Annotated in this window: 12 protein-coding genes; 2 read left to right on the top strand and 10 right to left on the bottom strand. The window is 65.5% G+C overall.

The genetic code is table 11. From position 1 onward, the window contains the following. Positions 1-699: 699 nt before the first annotated feature. From BBA01S_RS00630 to BBA01S_RS00670, 9 genes are all read right to left on the bottom strand, one after another. Entirely contained in the window at positions 700-1461 is a 762-nt protein-coding gene (locus tag BBA01S_RS00630; RefSeq protein ID WP_027814735.1) for a 2-keto-4-pentenoate hydratase, read from the bottom strand. 623 nt (positions 1462-2084) lie between these two features. Further along, a complete protein-coding gene (locus BBA01S_RS00635; protein WP_027814736.1) occupies positions 2085-3860 on the bottom strand; it encodes a methyl-accepting chemotaxis protein in 1776 nt (591 codons plus the stop codon). Between the two features lie 263 nt (positions 3861-4123). Next, positions 4124-5023, bottom strand: coding sequence for a ribokinase (gene rbsK, locus BBA01S_RS00640; RefSeq protein ID WP_027814737.1), 900 nt, complete (start codon positions 5021-5023; stop codon positions 4124-4126). 161 nt (positions 5024-5184) lie between these two features. Continuing rightward, positions 5185-6258, bottom strand: coding sequence for a LacI family DNA-binding transcriptional regulator (locus BBA01S_RS39580; protein ID WP_042295530.1), 1074 nt, complete (start codon positions 6256-6258; stop codon positions 5185-5187). A 242-nt stretch (positions 6259-6500) separates the two neighbouring features. Then, entirely contained in the window at positions 6501-7535 is a 1035-nt protein-coding gene (locus BBA01S_RS00650; protein WP_027814738.1) for an ABC transporter permease, read from the bottom strand. Continuing rightward, positions 7532-9253: a sugar ABC transporter ATP-binding protein gene (locus BBA01S_RS39585; protein ID WP_084161656.1), complete on the bottom strand. Its 1722-nt coding sequence runs from the start codon at positions 9251-9253 to the stop codon at positions 7532-7534. The genes BBA01S_RS00650 and BBA01S_RS39585 overlap by 4 nt, the downstream gene beginning before the upstream one ends. Before the next feature lie 445 nt (positions 9254-9698). Next, entirely contained in the window at positions 9699-10655 is a 957-nt protein-coding gene (locus BBA01S_RS00660; protein WP_027814739.1) for a sugar ABC transporter substrate-binding protein, read from the bottom strand. A 220-nt stretch (positions 10656-10875) separates the two neighbouring features. Further along, a complete protein-coding gene (gene corA, locus BBA01S_RS00665; RefSeq protein ID WP_027814740.1) occupies positions 10876-11853 on the bottom strand; it encodes a magnesium/cobalt transporter CorA in 978 nt (325 codons plus the stop codon). Between the two features lie 270 nt (positions 11854-12123). Beyond that, on the bottom strand, positions 12124-12591 hold the full coding sequence (locus BBA01S_RS00670) for a hypothetical protein (RefSeq protein ID WP_027814741.1): 468 nt from the start codon (positions 12589-12591) through the stop codon (positions 12124-12126). A gap of 217 nt (positions 12592-12808) precedes the next feature. Here BBA01S_RS00670 and cydX point away from each other — a divergent pair, with 217 nt between their 5' ends. Together cydX and BBA01S_RS00680 are read left to right on the top strand one after the other, a co-directional pair. Then, a complete protein-coding gene (gene cydX, locus BBA01S_RS45510; protein ID WP_063750514.1) occupies positions 12809-12934 on the top strand; it encodes a cytochrome bd-I oxidase subunit CydX in 126 nt (41 codons plus the stop codon). A 17-nt stretch (positions 12935-12951) separates the two neighbouring features. Continuing rightward, on the top strand, positions 12952-13536 hold the full coding sequence (locus BBA01S_RS00680; RefSeq protein ID WP_027814742.1) for an AAA family ATPase: 585 nt from the start codon (positions 12952-12954) through the stop codon (positions 13534-13536). Between the two features lie 7 nt (positions 13537-13543). Here the strand turns inward: BBA01S_RS00680 and BBA01S_RS00685 are convergent, their stop codons facing one another. After that, positions 13544-14650, bottom strand: a complete 1107-nt coding sequence (locus tag BBA01S_RS00685; RefSeq protein ID WP_027814743.1) for a saccharopine dehydrogenase C-terminal domain-containing protein — start codon at positions 14648-14650, stop codon at positions 13544-13546. Positions 14651-14735: the final 85 nt, after the last annotated feature.

Here is a 14735-nt window from a genome sequence, read left to right on the forward strand (position 1 = left end):
CGCGCCGGATTCAAGGGCCGATTTGAGGGCTTGGTGCCACGCCAACTACGTCTTACAATGATCTTCCCCGCCCTCGCAAGTTTCACGCCGCACGCTGCGTTACATTGCGAACGACCTCGACGTTCGAGCAGCACGACCGCAGTCACACTGCGAATCAAACGTCGTTGCACCACCCTCCCACTGACTGCACACATCTTCTTTCCAACAACGCACAGCCGTGCAGGCCGTGTACACGCCGCAACGATTTTTACTGCCACATTTGTAACAAGTCGGACGTGTCGTCCATGCAGCATCCGGTCATCGATTTCGTATGCATCGTGACTCCAACGGTTACGCATTGGTTTGCGCGGTTTTCTCCTGCGCTTTTTTCCCGCGTTTTTTTCCTTTTTACGCGTCGTTTTTTCGCATGTCAGTGACCTGCCGCGCATTGATTCGTGTATCTGCACACGTGATTCGTCGGGGTGGCTGCCCCTATCGGCAGTAGTGGCTTTCGCTCACGCACCGGCGGTGTGCGTGCGTGAAAAATGACCTGTGTGACAGCTTGCCCTGTACGAACAGACGAACAATCAGGCCAACGAAGAGCCTGTGAAGAACCTGCGAAGAGCCTGCGAAGCACCAACGAAAGACGGCCATCGCGCGATGTGCACGATGGCCGTCATGGTGTTCCCGACGCAAGCGAAGGCTGCGCCGTGCATTGTGTTAGACGAACTCGATCTCGACTTCGCCGAATCCGTCGATGTGCCCGCGTAGAAGACCTGGGCCTTCGATGCGGTGAGCCCCTACGTAGGAACCCGTGGTAATCGTCCACTCGGGCTCGATGGTGATGCCCATGGCCGCGCAATGATTGACGAACCACACCAGCAGTTCGCGCGGGTCGCCTGCTGGATTACCCGCAGCCTCGGGCACGAGCGAAACGCCGTTGAAGTCCAGTTCGAGTTCGGGCGCGACGAAATCGAGCGCGCGTGCAAGCGTGCCATAAGGCTGCGCATGACCGGTCACGAGCGCACCGTTGTTCTGCGCGTCCGCGAGCTGGGCCAGCGGGGCGACGTTGGGCCATTCGGCATAGCGGCTATCGACGATTTCGATGGCGGGCAGCACCTGTCCCACCAATGAGAGCACTTCGTCGCGTTCATAGGCGTCGGGACGCGGCGCGACCGGCTCGGCAAAACGAAAGGCGATTTCGAGTTCAACCAGCACGCGGAAAAAATGCTGTCGCTCGACGCGCGCGGGCGAGACGTGCACCAGCGTGGCCGGAATCGGCGCGCCCGAAGCCGCGCCGCCGGGTGAGCGGGCGCCGATCTTCCAGGCGCCCGTGGCCGTGCCGAGCCCGGCGATCACGGCCTGCTGGATCGCATAGGCCGTGGCCGCGTCGGGCGGCAGGCTCTCGGGCGGCAGCGTCTCGATCAGGTGATGGCGGCGGCGCGCCGTCACGAGGCGTTGCACGAGATCGTCACGTGTCATGTCTGGATCCTTTTTGTACGTTCGCATGCCCGCGGCGCATCGAAGCGGCCTGGCCGGCACGTTGTCGTCATGTCGCGTTTGCGGCGCTGCAACGCCGCGCCGCCCGATTACCGTCACGGCGATGCGGCGCGCCCTCCCTGGCGCCCCGTTCGTGACCGCATTGCCGCCCCTGTGAATGCTGCCTGTGCCGCGAGTGTTACGTGTATCGCCTGTACCGCCTGTGCAATCCATGACGCTTAATCTGCGCCCTGGCGGCTCGCACAGCCGCGCAGGACGCCGCCACGGCACTTGCACCGCACCCGCGCCGCCCGGCAGGCGGGAGGCGCCGCGCAGTGTACCTTGCGCGCCTGGTTGCGCGCATGACACCGTGTGACACGAACCACAATGTACCGTAACCCGTCAGACGCGGGGCGCGCAGGGTTCATCGAAACTTCGTACGAACGAAAAGTCGACACAAGCGCGGACGAAAAAAAGCCGCTGCGATGCAGCGGCGCAAGATCGGCCGGCGTGATTTGTCGTTTAGACCCGAATCAGCCGGCCCGAGAGGTGCGTCTGGCTGCGCGCGCATGAACACGCGCGCGGCCGTCAATCGAAAAACGCGAAAAACGCGAAGAACGCGCCGGTCAGAAGGTTTCCCAATCGTCGTTCGAGCCGGCGCTGGCCGTTGCGGTGGCCGGGGCTGCTGCAGCAGCAGGACGCGCGAGAGCCGGCGCCGGTGCGCGTGCCGCGCTCGGGGCGGCAGCAGCAGACGCCGGGCGGGCCGCGACGGGCTTCGCCGCTGCGCGCGCCACCGGCATTGCGCGTGCCTTGACCGGCGCTGCCGTTGCAGCAGGCGCGAATGTCATCGCCGACGCGCCTTGATCGTCGAGATTGAATACCGACACGGCGGCGCGCAGACGGCCTGCCTGGTCTTCCAGCGATTGCGCGGCGGCAGCGGCTTCTTCCACCAGCGCGGCGTTCTGCTGCGTGACTTCGTCCATCTGCGTAACGGCGCGCGCCACCTGGTCGATGCCGCTCGACTGCTCCTGCGAAGCCGCTGCGATCTCGCCCATGATGTCGGTGACGCGCTGCACCGCGCCGATGATCTCGGTCATCGTGCGGCCTGCCTCGTCGACCAGCGCCGAGCCCGCCTGCACGCGCTCGACCGAGTTGTCGATCAGCGCCTTGATTTCCTTAGCCGCCGCCGACGAGCGCTGCGCCAGGCTGCGCACCTCGCCCGCCACCACGGCGAAGCCGCGGCCCTCTTCGCCCGCGCGGGCCGCTTCCACGGCCGCGTTGAGCGCGAGAATGTTGGTCTGGAATGCGATGCCTTCGATGATCGTGATGATGTCGGAGATCTTCGCCGAGCTCTGGTTGATGTCGCCCATCGTGCCGACGACCTGGCTCACGACGCTGCTGCCCTTGTTGGCGATTTCCGATGCATTGGCGGCAAGCTGGCTCGCCTGGCGTGCGTTCTCGGCGTTCTGCTTCACGGTGCCGGTCAGCTCTTCCATGCTCGACGCCGTTTCCTGGAGCGCCGACGCCTGCTCTTCCGTGCGCGAGGACAGGTCGATGTTGCCGGCCGCGATCTGGCGCGTGGCCGTCGCGATCGATTCGGCGCCTTCGCGCACCGAGCGCACCGTGTCGGTCAGGCTGCGCTGCATGCGCGACACGCCGCCGAGCAGTTCACCCATTTCGTCACGCGTACGCACCACAACGGGGCGGCGCAGGTCGCCCGCGGCGATTGCCGTGAATGCGCCCAGTGCCTCGCCGAGCGGCTCCGAAATCGCGCGGCGCAGCGCGAGGAACGAGAACACCGAAGCGCCAATGCCGATCAGCAGCGCGGCGATCACCGCGATGCGCAGTTCGCCGAACGCGGACTGAGCCGCGTCGAAGCCGTCCTGGGCGAGCGACGTCTGTAGCTTGTCGAGCGCGAGATCGGCCTTCGACAGTTGGTCGTAGGCGGCCTGCAGCGCCTTGGCGCCGTCGATCACCTTGCTCTGGTCGCCTGCCGTGACGATTGCCGCGAAGTTGTCGGCGGCCTGATGCAGCGCGTCGCGACGGGCCGCGACGTCCTGCGCGAGGCGATCCTCGTCCTGGCCACGCGGCAGGTCGGTGTACTTCTTCCAGTAGCTGTCGGAGATGCCGCGCATTTCATGCGCGCGCGAGAGCGTCGTCGCCGCGTCGGGCGTGCCGATCTGGAAGGCCGCGCGGTCGAGCGCGAGGCGCTCGCGGGCGGCGTAGATTTCGGCCATGTTCACGGCATGGCCACTTGGCATCTGGTTGGTGTAGGTATCGCGGTACGCGTCGTTGGAGCGGTTCAGGCCGAGGAGCCCGACCACGCTGATGACGACGATGAGCGTCGCCAGAAAACCCATCGTGAGGCCGATGCGCGCCTTGATGCTGATGCCCTTGTTCATGACTCTCCCGTGCTTGCCGAAGGCGGAGGCTGCCGCCTCTGAAAAACGAATAACTGCGTGAATGACGTTGCGAATAACTTCGCTTAACCTGCTCTGAATTCGTTTACGGCAAACGTTTGAGAGACTTGAAATTGTTATATGGTATGAAGAAATAATTCTGATGCGCGGCGCAATAATTACAAATGCCTATCAGCCTCTTTCGACGCTTTGACAACGCAGCGGACGCTTAAGTGGCGTGCGTCGCTGGGTTGCCGCTGGGTTGCTTAAGCGCGCAGATCAGCCAGCGTCGGGATGGAGGGTTGTGCACCCGCGCGCGTCACCGAAATCGACGCCGCCTGGAGCGCAAACGGAATAGCCGTGTCGGGTAAAGCGCCTTGCGCCAGCTGCGCGGCCAGCGCGCCGACGAAGGTATCGCCGGCAGCGGTGGTATCGATTGCGGCGACTTTGGGCGCGGGCCAGTGGCGCGCGGCGCCCGAGCCATCGTCGAGCAACGCGCACACCCCTTGCGCACCCAGCGTAATCAACACATGCCGAGCCCCCGCACGACGTAGCGCCGCGGCCGCAAGCGCGGCTTCGTCGGGCGTCGCCACGGGCAAGCCGGTGAGCGCCGCCGCTTCGAGTTCGTTGGGCACGAGGTAATCGACGAGCGGCAGCCATGCGTCGGGCAGCGGCCCGATTGCAGGCGCGGGATTCAGAATCGTGATCTTGCCGAGCGCTCGCGCGGTGGTGAGCGCCGCGAGGACGGCCTGCGGCGGCGTCTCCAGCTGGCAGACGACGACCTGCGCCGCCGCAAGCACGGCTTCGTGGCGCGCCAGCGTCGCGGGCGTGACTGCACCATTGCTGCCCGCGACGATGACAATGGCGTTCTGGCTCGCATCGTCGACCACGATGAGCGCCACACCCGTGGGGACGTCGGGCGAGGTATCGAGCGCGCCGCAATCGATGCCTTCTGCAAGCAGCCCGGCGCGCAATCGCTCACCGTTGGCGTCGGCGCCCACGCAGCCGATCATCGCCACCTGCGCGCCCAGGCGCGCCGCCGCGACGGCCTGATTGCCGCCCTTGCCGCCCGCCACCTGCACGAACGCGCTGCCCGCGAGCGTTTCGCCTGCACGCGGCAGGCGCGGCGCACGGGCCACGAGATCCATGTTGAGACTGCCGACCACGGCAACGCGCGCGGTCGTATGGGATGGAGTCTGCGATTGAACTTGAGCGCCGCCGCGCTTCGCTTCGTTCGTCGTCACCTGATCGTCTCCTTTACGGTGCTACGTCCCGGTGTTACGTCGAAGCGCGGCGCGGCGCGCGCCCTGATGTCAGACCGCGAGCGTCAGGCCGCGAGCGACGCAGGCTCGGGTTCGGATTCCTGCTCGGAGGCTGCCTCGGCGTTGCCGCTCCACGGCGCTGTCGATTCGCGCTGCAAGAGTTGCGGCATCATGACGCGCCGCTGCACCTTCACGCCGCTGCGCTCGCGCTCGGCCACGCCGATGCGCTCGATCAGTGTGAGCGCCGCCATTTCGCCGAGCGCACGCGCAGGCTGCCCCACGGTCGAGAGCGCGGGCCACGTGAAATGGCCCAGCTCGATATCGTCGAAGCCGATGATCGAGACGTCGGCCGGCACGCGCAAACCGCGTTCGGCGGCGGCGCGCAGCGCGCCAATGCCCATCATGTCGTTGCCCGCGAAAATCGCGCTCGGGCGCACGGTGTCGAACAGTTGCGCCGCGGCGCGATAACCGCCCGCGCCGGAAAAATCGGCTTCGACGATCGCACCGGCCGGAATCTCGATGCCGCGCTCAGCCATTGCGCGCAGGAAACCGTGCATGCGCATGGCGCTCACCGCAGTCGTGACCGGCCCCGTGATGCAGCCGATGTTCGAGTGCCCGAGTTCGATCAGGTGGCGCGTCGCGAGCCACGCGCCGCGCTCGTGGTCGATCTGCACGAGATCGGCGTCGAGCCCTTCGATGTTGCGGTCAACCACCACGATCGGCTCGCGCGTGTCGCCTAGCGTCGCGGCCAGCACGGCGTCGTCGCCGGCCGAGGCCACGATCAGCCCGTCGATGCGCTTTTCCTGCAGCACGCGCAGATAGTTGCGCTGCTTCACGGGATCGTCGTCCGAGTTGCAGAAGAACACGCAGTAGCCTTTTTGCGCGCAGCCGTCCTCGACGCCGCGCGCGAGTTCGGCGAAATACGGATTCGTGCCGTTGGGCACGACAAGTCCGATGGTGGCAGTCGAGCGCGCCTTGAGCGAGCGCGCCACGGCCGAAGGCACGTAGTTGAGGTCGCGGATCGCCTGCTCGACCTTCGCCCTCACCTCTGCGGACACGGGCCGCGAGTTGTTCACCACATGCGACACCGTCGTGAATGACACCCCCGCCACGGCGGCCACATCTTTGATCGTCGCCATTTTTCTGTTGCTCCTGCTTCGTCCTGCACGTTTTCTACTGCTGCCGCCGTACACACGGCGATTGCTCTCGGCGCCCACGCTGGTCTGCTGGTCTACGGCTCTATCAGGCAGGCGCGCCCTCGTTACGTTCTTATTGCTTCGGTGACCGCGGCGATGCGCGCTGCCCGGTTCGCAGCCCGGTTCGCAGCCCGGTTCGCAGCCCATCACCGCCTGCTTCTACTGTTCTTTTTTCATCTGCTGCATCATTTGCCGCCACTGCTTCGGCGCTTGCTGCGCCGGTTGCTGCGATACGTGTCGAGCACTACCGCCACCACGATTACCGCGCCGGTGATGATGCGCTTGGTCGGCTCGTTCGCGCCGATCTGCGCAAGCCCCGCCGCCAACACCGAAATGATCAGCACGCCAAAGAACGTGCTGATCACCGATCCACGCCCACCCATCAGGCTCGTGCCGCCGATCACCACCGCCGCGATCACCTGCAGCTCAAGACCGACGCCGGCATTCGGATCGGCGGCTTCGAGGCGCGACACCTGGAACAGCGCCGCCAGGCCCGACAATGCGCCCATCAGCGCGAACACCAGAATCTTGTACGGCCGCGGATCGACGCCTGCGAGCCGCACGGCTTCCTCGTTGGTACCGATACCAATGAGATAGCGGCCGAACACCGTGCGCGTGAGCACCAGCTGCGCAATCACCATGACCGCGACGGCGATCAGGAACGCAGGCGAGATGCCGAATGCGATCGGATTGGAGAGGAAGTCGAACGCATCGCCGATATAGGCCGTGCGCGAATTCGTCATCTGGTACGCGAGACCGCGAGCGGCCTCCAGCACCCCCAGCGAGACGATGAACGACGGAATGCGCCAGCCCACCGTCACCGCGCCCGTCAGCGTGCCCGTGGCCGCCGCGGCCAGCAGCCCGAGCAGCGCCGAGGGCAACGGCCCGAGGCCCCACTTGAGCGCAGCCACGCTCACCACCGAAGCGCCGAGCGCCAGCACCGACCCCACCGAAAGATCAATGCCCGCGATGATCAGCACGAAGGTCATGCCCACCGACATCACGACGAGATCGGGAATCTGGTTCGCGATCGTGCTGAACGTATCGTAGGTCAGGAAGTGCGAACTCAGCAGCGAGAACAACACGATCATCGCCAGCAGCGCGAGCGCGAGGCCCAGATAGTTCGACAGCCCGAAACGCGTGCCTGCGGGCTTGCTGCTCGCGGCCACGGCTTCCTGGCCCGACGGTGCTGGTTGCTCGCGCAACGGTTGATTCGTCATGAAGCGCTCTCTCCTGAGCCACCTGGGCCCGTTCCCGGGCCGTGATCGTGCCGTGCGTCCTGCTGCTGACCGGCAGCCGCGACGGCTTGCGGATCGGGCAGGTCGGCGGCATCGGCCAGCATGGCGTCTTCGGCGCGATAGCCCGCGAACGCCGCACCGAGCAAGGCGTCCTGCGTCCACTCGCCGCGTGCGAACACGGCCGTCATCTTCCCCGCCGACATCACGCCGATGCGGTCGCAAATCAGCATCAGCTCGCGCAGGTCGCTCGACACCACGACCAGCGCGCGGCCTTCGCGTGCGAGCGCGCCCATCAGCGCGTAAATGTCGAATTTCGCGCCCACGTCGATCCCGCGCGTCGGCTCGTCGAACAGCAGCACGCGCACGTCGTTCGACACGCGCCGCGCGAGCCAGCGCCCGATCACGACCTTCTGCTGGTTGCCGCCCGACAGCTCGCCCACCGCCTGTCCGGGGCCCGCCGTGCGAATCCGCAGCGCGTCGATCTGCGCGGAAGCCAGCGCGTTTTCGCGCGCGGCGTCCACTACGCCATAGCGCGACACCGCGCCCACGTTGCCGAGCGACACATTCGCCGCGATCGGCTGTGGCAACAGCAGCCCTTCGCCCTTGCGATCCTCGGTGATCAGCGCGATACCGAGGCGCACTGCATCGACCGGCGAGCCGATCTGCACCGGCGTTGGCGTCTCGCCCGGCGCGCTCGCCAGCGCGACCGTGCCGCGATCCTTCACATCGGCGCCATAGATCAGGCGCATCAGTTCCGTGCGTCCCGCGCCGATCAGACCCGAGACGCCAAAAATCTCACCGGCGCGCACCTCGAACGAAACGTCGCGCACGACATTGGCCCGCCCGAGCCCGTCGACCTTGAGCAACGGTGCGCCAATGCGCCGCTCGCCCAGATCGATCTGCTCGCCCAGCTCGCGTCCCACCATCAGCGCGACGATGCGATCGGGCGTGAGGTTCGCCATGGCGTCCTCGCGCACCAGCCGCCCATCGCGCAGCACGGCCACGCGCTGCGCGATCCGCTCCAGCTCTTCGAGCCGGTGCGAGATGTAGACGAGCGCCACGCCGCGTGCCTTGAGCCGTGCGATCTGCTCGAACAGCAACTCGACTTCGCGGCCCGTGAGCATCGCGGTCGGCTCGTCGAGAATCAGCACGCGCAGCGGCGCGCCTTCGGTGCCGATCAGGTTGCGCGCGATCTCGACCAGTTGCTGGTGGCCGATACCGAGCTCGCCCACCAGGGTATCGGGATCGATGGCTTCCAGGCCGACCTGCGCCATGGCCGCGCGTGCGTCCTCGCGCAGGCGCGTGCGATCGATCCAGCCCGTCCAGCCGAGCGCCTTCGCGCGCGGCAGGTGATTCAGGTACAGGTTTTCGGCGACCGAGAGCGTCGGCAGCAGGTTCAGCTCCTGCATGACCATGCGCACGCCCAGCGCTTCGGCTTCCTTGCGGCTGCCGGGCGCGTAGGGCTGGCCCATCAGCGTCATGCTGCCGTGCGTGGGCGTGACCAGCCCACCGACGATCTTCGACAGCGTGCTCTTGCCTGCCCCGTTCTCGCCCGTGAGCGCAAGCACCTCGCCCGCGCGCAGCGCAAGGCTGACGTCGGCGAGCACCGGCTGCTCGTAGGTCTTGCCGACGCCCGTCACCGTGAGCACCGCGCTTTCGGCGGATGCGGGTGACTGTGCATCGGGGGCAATTGCTTCCATCACGATCCTGTAGTCGCGCTGCCAGGGCCGCCTTCGGCGCTGTTGTACGATCCGCACAAAAAGGGCGCGGCCGGCGCGCGGTACGCGCTGGCCCGCCCTCTCCACAAGCTGGCGGCCGCCGTTCGGGCGGCCCGCCTACGGCTGCGCAACCGGCTAACCGGTCTAAGCGGTCGCTTCTGCTCACGCAGCCATCACGCTACGAATAACGGCGGCGTGCAGGTTTTCTTGAGCGGTTTATTACACAAGACTCACAGCCTGCTCGCATCAATCTCGCGGCCAATCCTGTGCACACGCCGCCAGGCCAGCGTTGACGGGCTAACCATCCAGTGAAAATCAGGCCAGCCCATCGATGCCGGTTCAAGGCGAAAAATTCGGCATACATATTTTTGTGCTGGCCTGAGCGCGTTGCGCCGTTAAAGCTGTGCCCGCCGCGGCTTTGCCGGGCTTACTTCGTGACGAGCACGACCGGCGTTTCGACCACGCCGGACAGCTCGGCCTGTTTCTTGTGCTCCTTGAGCGCCTTGAGCGCCGTGTCGATGCCGAACACGGCCTGCTTCGCGGCGTACTGGTCGGCGGTGGCGAGCACGCGGCCGTCCTTGAGCATCGGCTTGATGGCGTCGATGTTGTCGTAGCCGACCACCATAACCTTGCCCTGCTTGCCCGCCGCGCGCACGGCCGACACGGCGCCGATCGCCATGTTGTCGTTGCCGCACAGCAGCGCCTTCAGGTCGGGATACTCGTTGAGCATGGCCGAGGCGACGGCATTGCCCTTGTCGATTTCCCATTCGCCGGACTGCGTGGAGACGATCTTCGCGCCGAGCGCGTCCATCGCGTCCTTGAAGCCCGCCGTGCGCTGCTGCGCGTTCGTGGTGGTCGACACGCCTTCGACGATGCCGACCTGGTCGCCCGCCTTGAGCTTCTTCGCCAGGTAGTCGCCGACGAGGCGCGCGCCCTTCTTGTTGTCCGGGCCGACGAACGGCACGTTCAGGTTCTTCGACTTGAGCACATCCGGGTCGAGCCGGTTGTCGATGTTGACGACGATGATGCCCGCATCGACGGCCTTCTTCACGACCGGCACAAGCGCCTTCGAATCCGCCGGCGCGAGCACGATCGCGTCCACCTTCGAGACGATCATCTGCTCGACGATCTGGATCTGCGCGGCGGTATCGGTTTCGTTCTTGATGCCGTTGGTGATGAGGTCGAACTCGCCGGCATTGTGTTTCTGGTAGTCCTTCGCACCGGTCTCCATGGTGAGGAAGAACTCGTTGGCGAGCGACTTCATGACGAGGGCGACCTTGGGCTTGTGCCCGGCGGCCTGGGCGTGCGCCGAAAGCGGCAGCGCCGAAACAGCGAGGAATGCAGCGGCAGTGCAAAGAAAGCGACGGCGAATGCGGGAGTTCATCCTGGTAGTCTCCGGTTGTCTGGCCCGGGCGGGCCGTATTCTGGTTATGCGCAAACGTTTGCAGGCAGCCCGTTCTCCAAGGGTGCCGAACGCGGTGTCAATGTACCGCGAGTTGCTGCATCGTGCTCAGCGCGTTACAACCTTGTGCGCTGAGCACGATGCAGCATGGGACGTCGCTGACGAAGCTGTTCCGAAGGCGTCCCGAAGCCGCGCAGGGCTATCAGAGCCAGCCGCCACGGCGGAACAGGATGTACAGCACGATGTCGATGACCGCCATCACGGCGAGACAGACCTCATAGCCGTACTTGAAATGTAGCTCGGGAATGTGCTCGAAGTTCATCCCGTAGATACCCGCAATCATGGTCGGGACGGCGAACAATGCCGCAAAGGAGCCGAGCCGCTTGGTCACCTCGTTTTCCGCGAGCGAGATCATGCCGAGGTTCACCTGGATGGCCGTGACGATCATTTCGCGGCGCGCGTCGATCATGTTGGAGATGCGCACCAGATGGTCGTACACGTCGCGATAGTACGCCTGCATGCCGACGCACACCTGCGGAATGCGCCCGCCCACCAGCTTGCCCACTGCATCGACGAGCGGCGTGATGTGGTGTTGCAGGATCACGAGCCGGCGCTTGAGCGAGTACAGGTCTTCGATGATGGCGCGCGACTGCGCGAGCGTGTGTTTCTCGAAGATGCGGTCTTCCAGTTCCTCGATCTCGCTGGAGAGCGCTTCGAGCACCGGCGCATAGCGGTCGACCACGCTGTCCATCAGCGCGTACAGCACGAAACCCGAGCCCTCCCTGAGCAGCTCGGGTTCGCGCTCGCAGCGCGCGCGCACATCCTGGAAGCCCTGCACGGCGCGATGGCGCACGGAGAGCACGAAGTTCGGCCCGGCGAACACGTTGACCTGGCCGGTGATGATTTCGCCGTCGCTGTCGATCTCGATGGTATGGAACACCGCGAACAGCGTGTTGCCGTATTCCTCGATCTTGGGGCGCTGATTGCCGTTCATCACGTCTTCGATCGCCAGCGCGTGCAGGCCGAATTCTTCCTTCATCGCGGCCATTTCGCCCGCGTCCGGATCCTTGAGCGCGACCCAGACAAAACATTCGGGCTTTTGCAGATAGTCGCTGATGGCCTCGATCTGGATATCGGCCAGTTTCTTGCCGCCCTGATACGCGGCGCAATTGATAAGCATGTTCGGATTCGTCCCGGCGGCGCGCAGGCGTTGACGCTGCGCCGCCTGTCCTGAAGTTGAAACGTTGAAGTTGAAACTGAAGTTGAAACTGCGGTTGAAACGTTTGAGCGGTCGCCCAGTGTAAGCGTTGCATCGACCTTCGCGCGCCGCGCCAGTTCCGCAATGCGCGTAGCAAGCGCAATGCCGGGGCGCCTGGGCGCGGCAATTGAAAGCGTCGTGAAAGTCGCGAGCGGCAAACCCGGCAAAAACGGCGCCAATGCGCCGCAATGCTTACTGCGCCACCCTTCGGATGCCGATTCGATGATCCTTGTCGAACGTTACGCTCGCGCGATTCGTGTAGCGCGGATCGACGACGAAACGCAACTCGACGACCGGGTCGAACTGCGTCGTCACGCCGATGCGGTGGATGCCCGGCTTCAGGTAGAAGGTGACGTGCTCGCCGTCCATGACGTCGGTGACTTCTTCGCCGTCGATGTAGATGTGCGCATCGCGAAACTTGACGATGACGTCGCGGATGCGCTCGCGCCGCACGTCCACGGCGACGAGGCCTTCGCCGGGCTCCGTGTAGCCTGGCTTGAGGATGCGCGTCTGCGGCACGGGTTTGAACGCCACGGGCGGCGCGCGCTCCTCGGCACAGCCGCCGAGCGCCAGCATGAGCGCCAAAGCCGCGGCGCTCAGGACGACGCGGGGCGCGCTGCCCCACCCACGGTGACGCTGCTTGCATACACGCGACGGCATGGGCGCACTCCCCTCTGTCTCTCGGTCTATCGGCTCTATCTACGGGCTTTGTCTACGTTGTGCTGCGCACCTGCGAGCGCCCATCATAACCGCCCGCCGTCCACCCGCTGCGCTGGACGGCGCACATTGCGGGCGCGCCGACGGCAATGGTATATGCTCCAGGAATTGGCGCGCAATCGCGCCGCTTCATCCCGTCAACCCTGGGAGGACGCAGACGATGTGGTATTTCACATGGATACTCGGCATCGGTGTGGCGCTCGGCTTCGGCATCATCAACGTGATGTGGCTCGACGCCAACGGCAAGCTCCTCAACGGCGAAGACGGCGTTCAACCTCCTGAATAAGCATCGGATCGGCGTACGTGACACGGCTGGTTTTCTTCTGCGGACACGCCGGCACCGGCAAGACTTCGCTCGCCAAACGGCTGATCGGCCCGCTGGCCCGCGCGACGGGCGAGCCGTTCTGCCTGCTCGACAAGGACACGCTCTACGGACGCACCGGCGCGGCGACACTGGCCGCGCTCGGTCAGGATTCGCATGACCGCGACAGTCCGCTCTTTCTGCACCATCTGCGCGATCCGGAATATCAAGGCCTGCTCGACACCGCGCGCGAGAATCTCGCGCTAGGCGTGAGCGTGCTAGCGGTCGGGCCGCTGTCGCGCGAAGTGCGCGAGCGGCGTTTGCTGGATCGGGACTGGCTGGGCGTGGGCGAGGATGTGACGCTTGCCGCCGTGTGGGTGCGGGCCGCCGAGGAAACGGCCCGGCGGCGCATCGTGGCGCGCGCGCATCCGGGCGATGCCTGGAAGCTGGCGCACTGGGACGAGTATCGCCCGCGGCGTTTCGAGCCCGAAGGCGCGCAGCTCGACGATCTGATCGTGTTCGATACGACCGCGCCGGAGCAAGCCGATTACGACGCGCTGCTGCATCGGCTTGCCCCTCCCGCCTAGGCGGCGTTCACACGACCGCGACCGGCGCGAGCGAATCGAGCGTCGCGCCTTCATAGACCTGGCCGAAGCGGTTCGCCAGGAACTCCGACAACGACACCTGCTCCTGGCGCACGAAGCCCGCTTGCGGCAGCCGCTTTTCGCGGAACAGGTCGAGCACCGCGCACATCGCGCCGGCCGTGGTGATCTGGATGGCGCTCATCGGCACGCCGCAGACCGTCTTCGCGAAGATCTTGCGCGTGAACACTTCCTGCACGAGCTGGCCGTTGCGCATCCCCGTGACCGTCATGAAGATCAGCACGACGTCCTGCTCGGTGGCGGGAATCGCGCGGCGCATGATCGACTTGAGCACATCGCGATCGTTGGACAGACGCAGGTCTTCAAGCAGGAACTGCATCAACTCGCGATGGCCCGGATAGCGCACCGACTTGTAGTCGAGCGATTCGACGCGGCCCGACAGCGTCTCGCATAGCGTGCCCAGCCCGCCCGACGTATTGAATGCTTCGTACTCCACGCCATCGAGCGAGAAGTGTTCCAAACCCTCAAGCGGCTGTACCCATTGTGTGCGTCCGTCGCGGATCGCTTCGCAGGGTTGGCAGTATTCGTTGATGAGACCGTCCACGCTCCACGTGAGGTTGTACTTGAGCGCGTTGGTGGGGAACTGCGGCAGCGCGCCGACGCGCATTTTCACTTCGCGGATTTCGGTGAAACGACTGGCGAGCGCATGAGCAGCCAGGCCGATAAAGCCAGGCGCCAGCCCGCATTGCGGCATGAAAGCGTGATCGGCGCCGTCGGCAAGTGCGCGGATCGCGTGGGTCGCGCGCACGTCCTCGGTCAGGTCGAAATAGTGAACGCCCGCGCCCTTGGCCGCCGAGGCCACGTTCACCGCGAGGTAGTACGGCAGCGCGTTGATGAGCACGTCGTAGCCTTCCAGCGCGCCGCGCAGCGCGGCGGCATCGGCGGAATCGACGCGTACGGTGGGGATGCCCTGCGCGGCGAGTGCTTCGAGTGCGCGCGCATCGCGATCGAGCGCCGCCACTTCGTAGTCCCCGGTTTCGCGCAGCATGTGTGCAATGGTGTGGCCGATCAGGCCGGCGCCTGCGATAGCGACTTTCATCTTGCATCTCCTTATGGATGTTCTGTGGTCGGGGGCCATGCCGCGCCCGCTCGGCTACAGTCTAGGGAGGTGCAAAATCAGATCA

The sequence above is a fragment of the Paraburkholderia bannensis NBRC 103871 genome (assembly GCF_000685015.1).
GTDB lineage: Bacteria > Pseudomonadota > Gammaproteobacteria > Burkholderiales > Burkholderiaceae > Paraburkholderia > Paraburkholderia bannensis.

What these genes read in the sequence shown, in the direction of transcription:
- BBA01S_RS00630 (WP_027814735.1), bottom strand. Translation starts at nt 1,461, where the DNA reads ATGACACGTGACGATCTCGTGCAACGCCTCGTGACGGCGCGCCGCCGC.
- BBA01S_RS00635 (WP_027814736.1), bottom strand. Translation starts at nt 3,860, where the DNA reads ATGAACAAGGGCATCAGCATCAAGGCGCGCATCGGCCTCACGATGGGT.
- BBA01S_RS39580 (WP_042295530.1), bottom strand. Translation starts at nt 6,258, where the DNA reads ATGGCGACGATCAAAGATGTGGCCGCCGTGGCGGGGGTGTCATTCACG.
- BBA01S_RS00650 (WP_027814738.1), bottom strand. Translation starts at nt 7,535, where the DNA reads ATGACGAATCAACCGTTGCGCGAGCAACCAGCACCGTCGGGCCAGGAA.
- BBA01S_RS39585 (WP_084161656.1), bottom strand. Translation starts at nt 9,253, where the DNA reads ATGGAAGCAATTGCCCCCGATGCACAGTCACCCGCATCCGCCGAAAGC.
- BBA01S_RS00660 (WP_027814739.1), bottom strand. Translation starts at nt 10,655, where the DNA reads ATGAACTCCCGCATTCGCCGTCGCTTTCTTTGCACTGCCGCTGCATTC.
- corA (WP_027814740.1), bottom strand. Translation starts at nt 11,853, where the DNA reads ATGCTTATCAATTGCGCCGCGTATCAGGGCGGCAAGAAACTGGCCGAT.
- BBA01S_RS00670 (WP_027814741.1), bottom strand. Translation starts at nt 12,591, where the DNA reads ATGCCGTCGCGTGTATGCAAGCAGCGTCACCGTGGGTGGGGCAGCGCG.
- cydX (WP_063750514.1), top strand. Translation starts at nt 12,809, where the DNA reads ATGTGGTATTTCACATGGATACTCGGCATCGGTGTGGCGCTCGGCTTC.
- BBA01S_RS00685 (WP_027814743.1), bottom strand. Translation starts at nt 14,650, where the DNA reads ATGAAAGTCGCTATCGCAGGCGCCGGCCTGATCGGCCACACCATTGCA.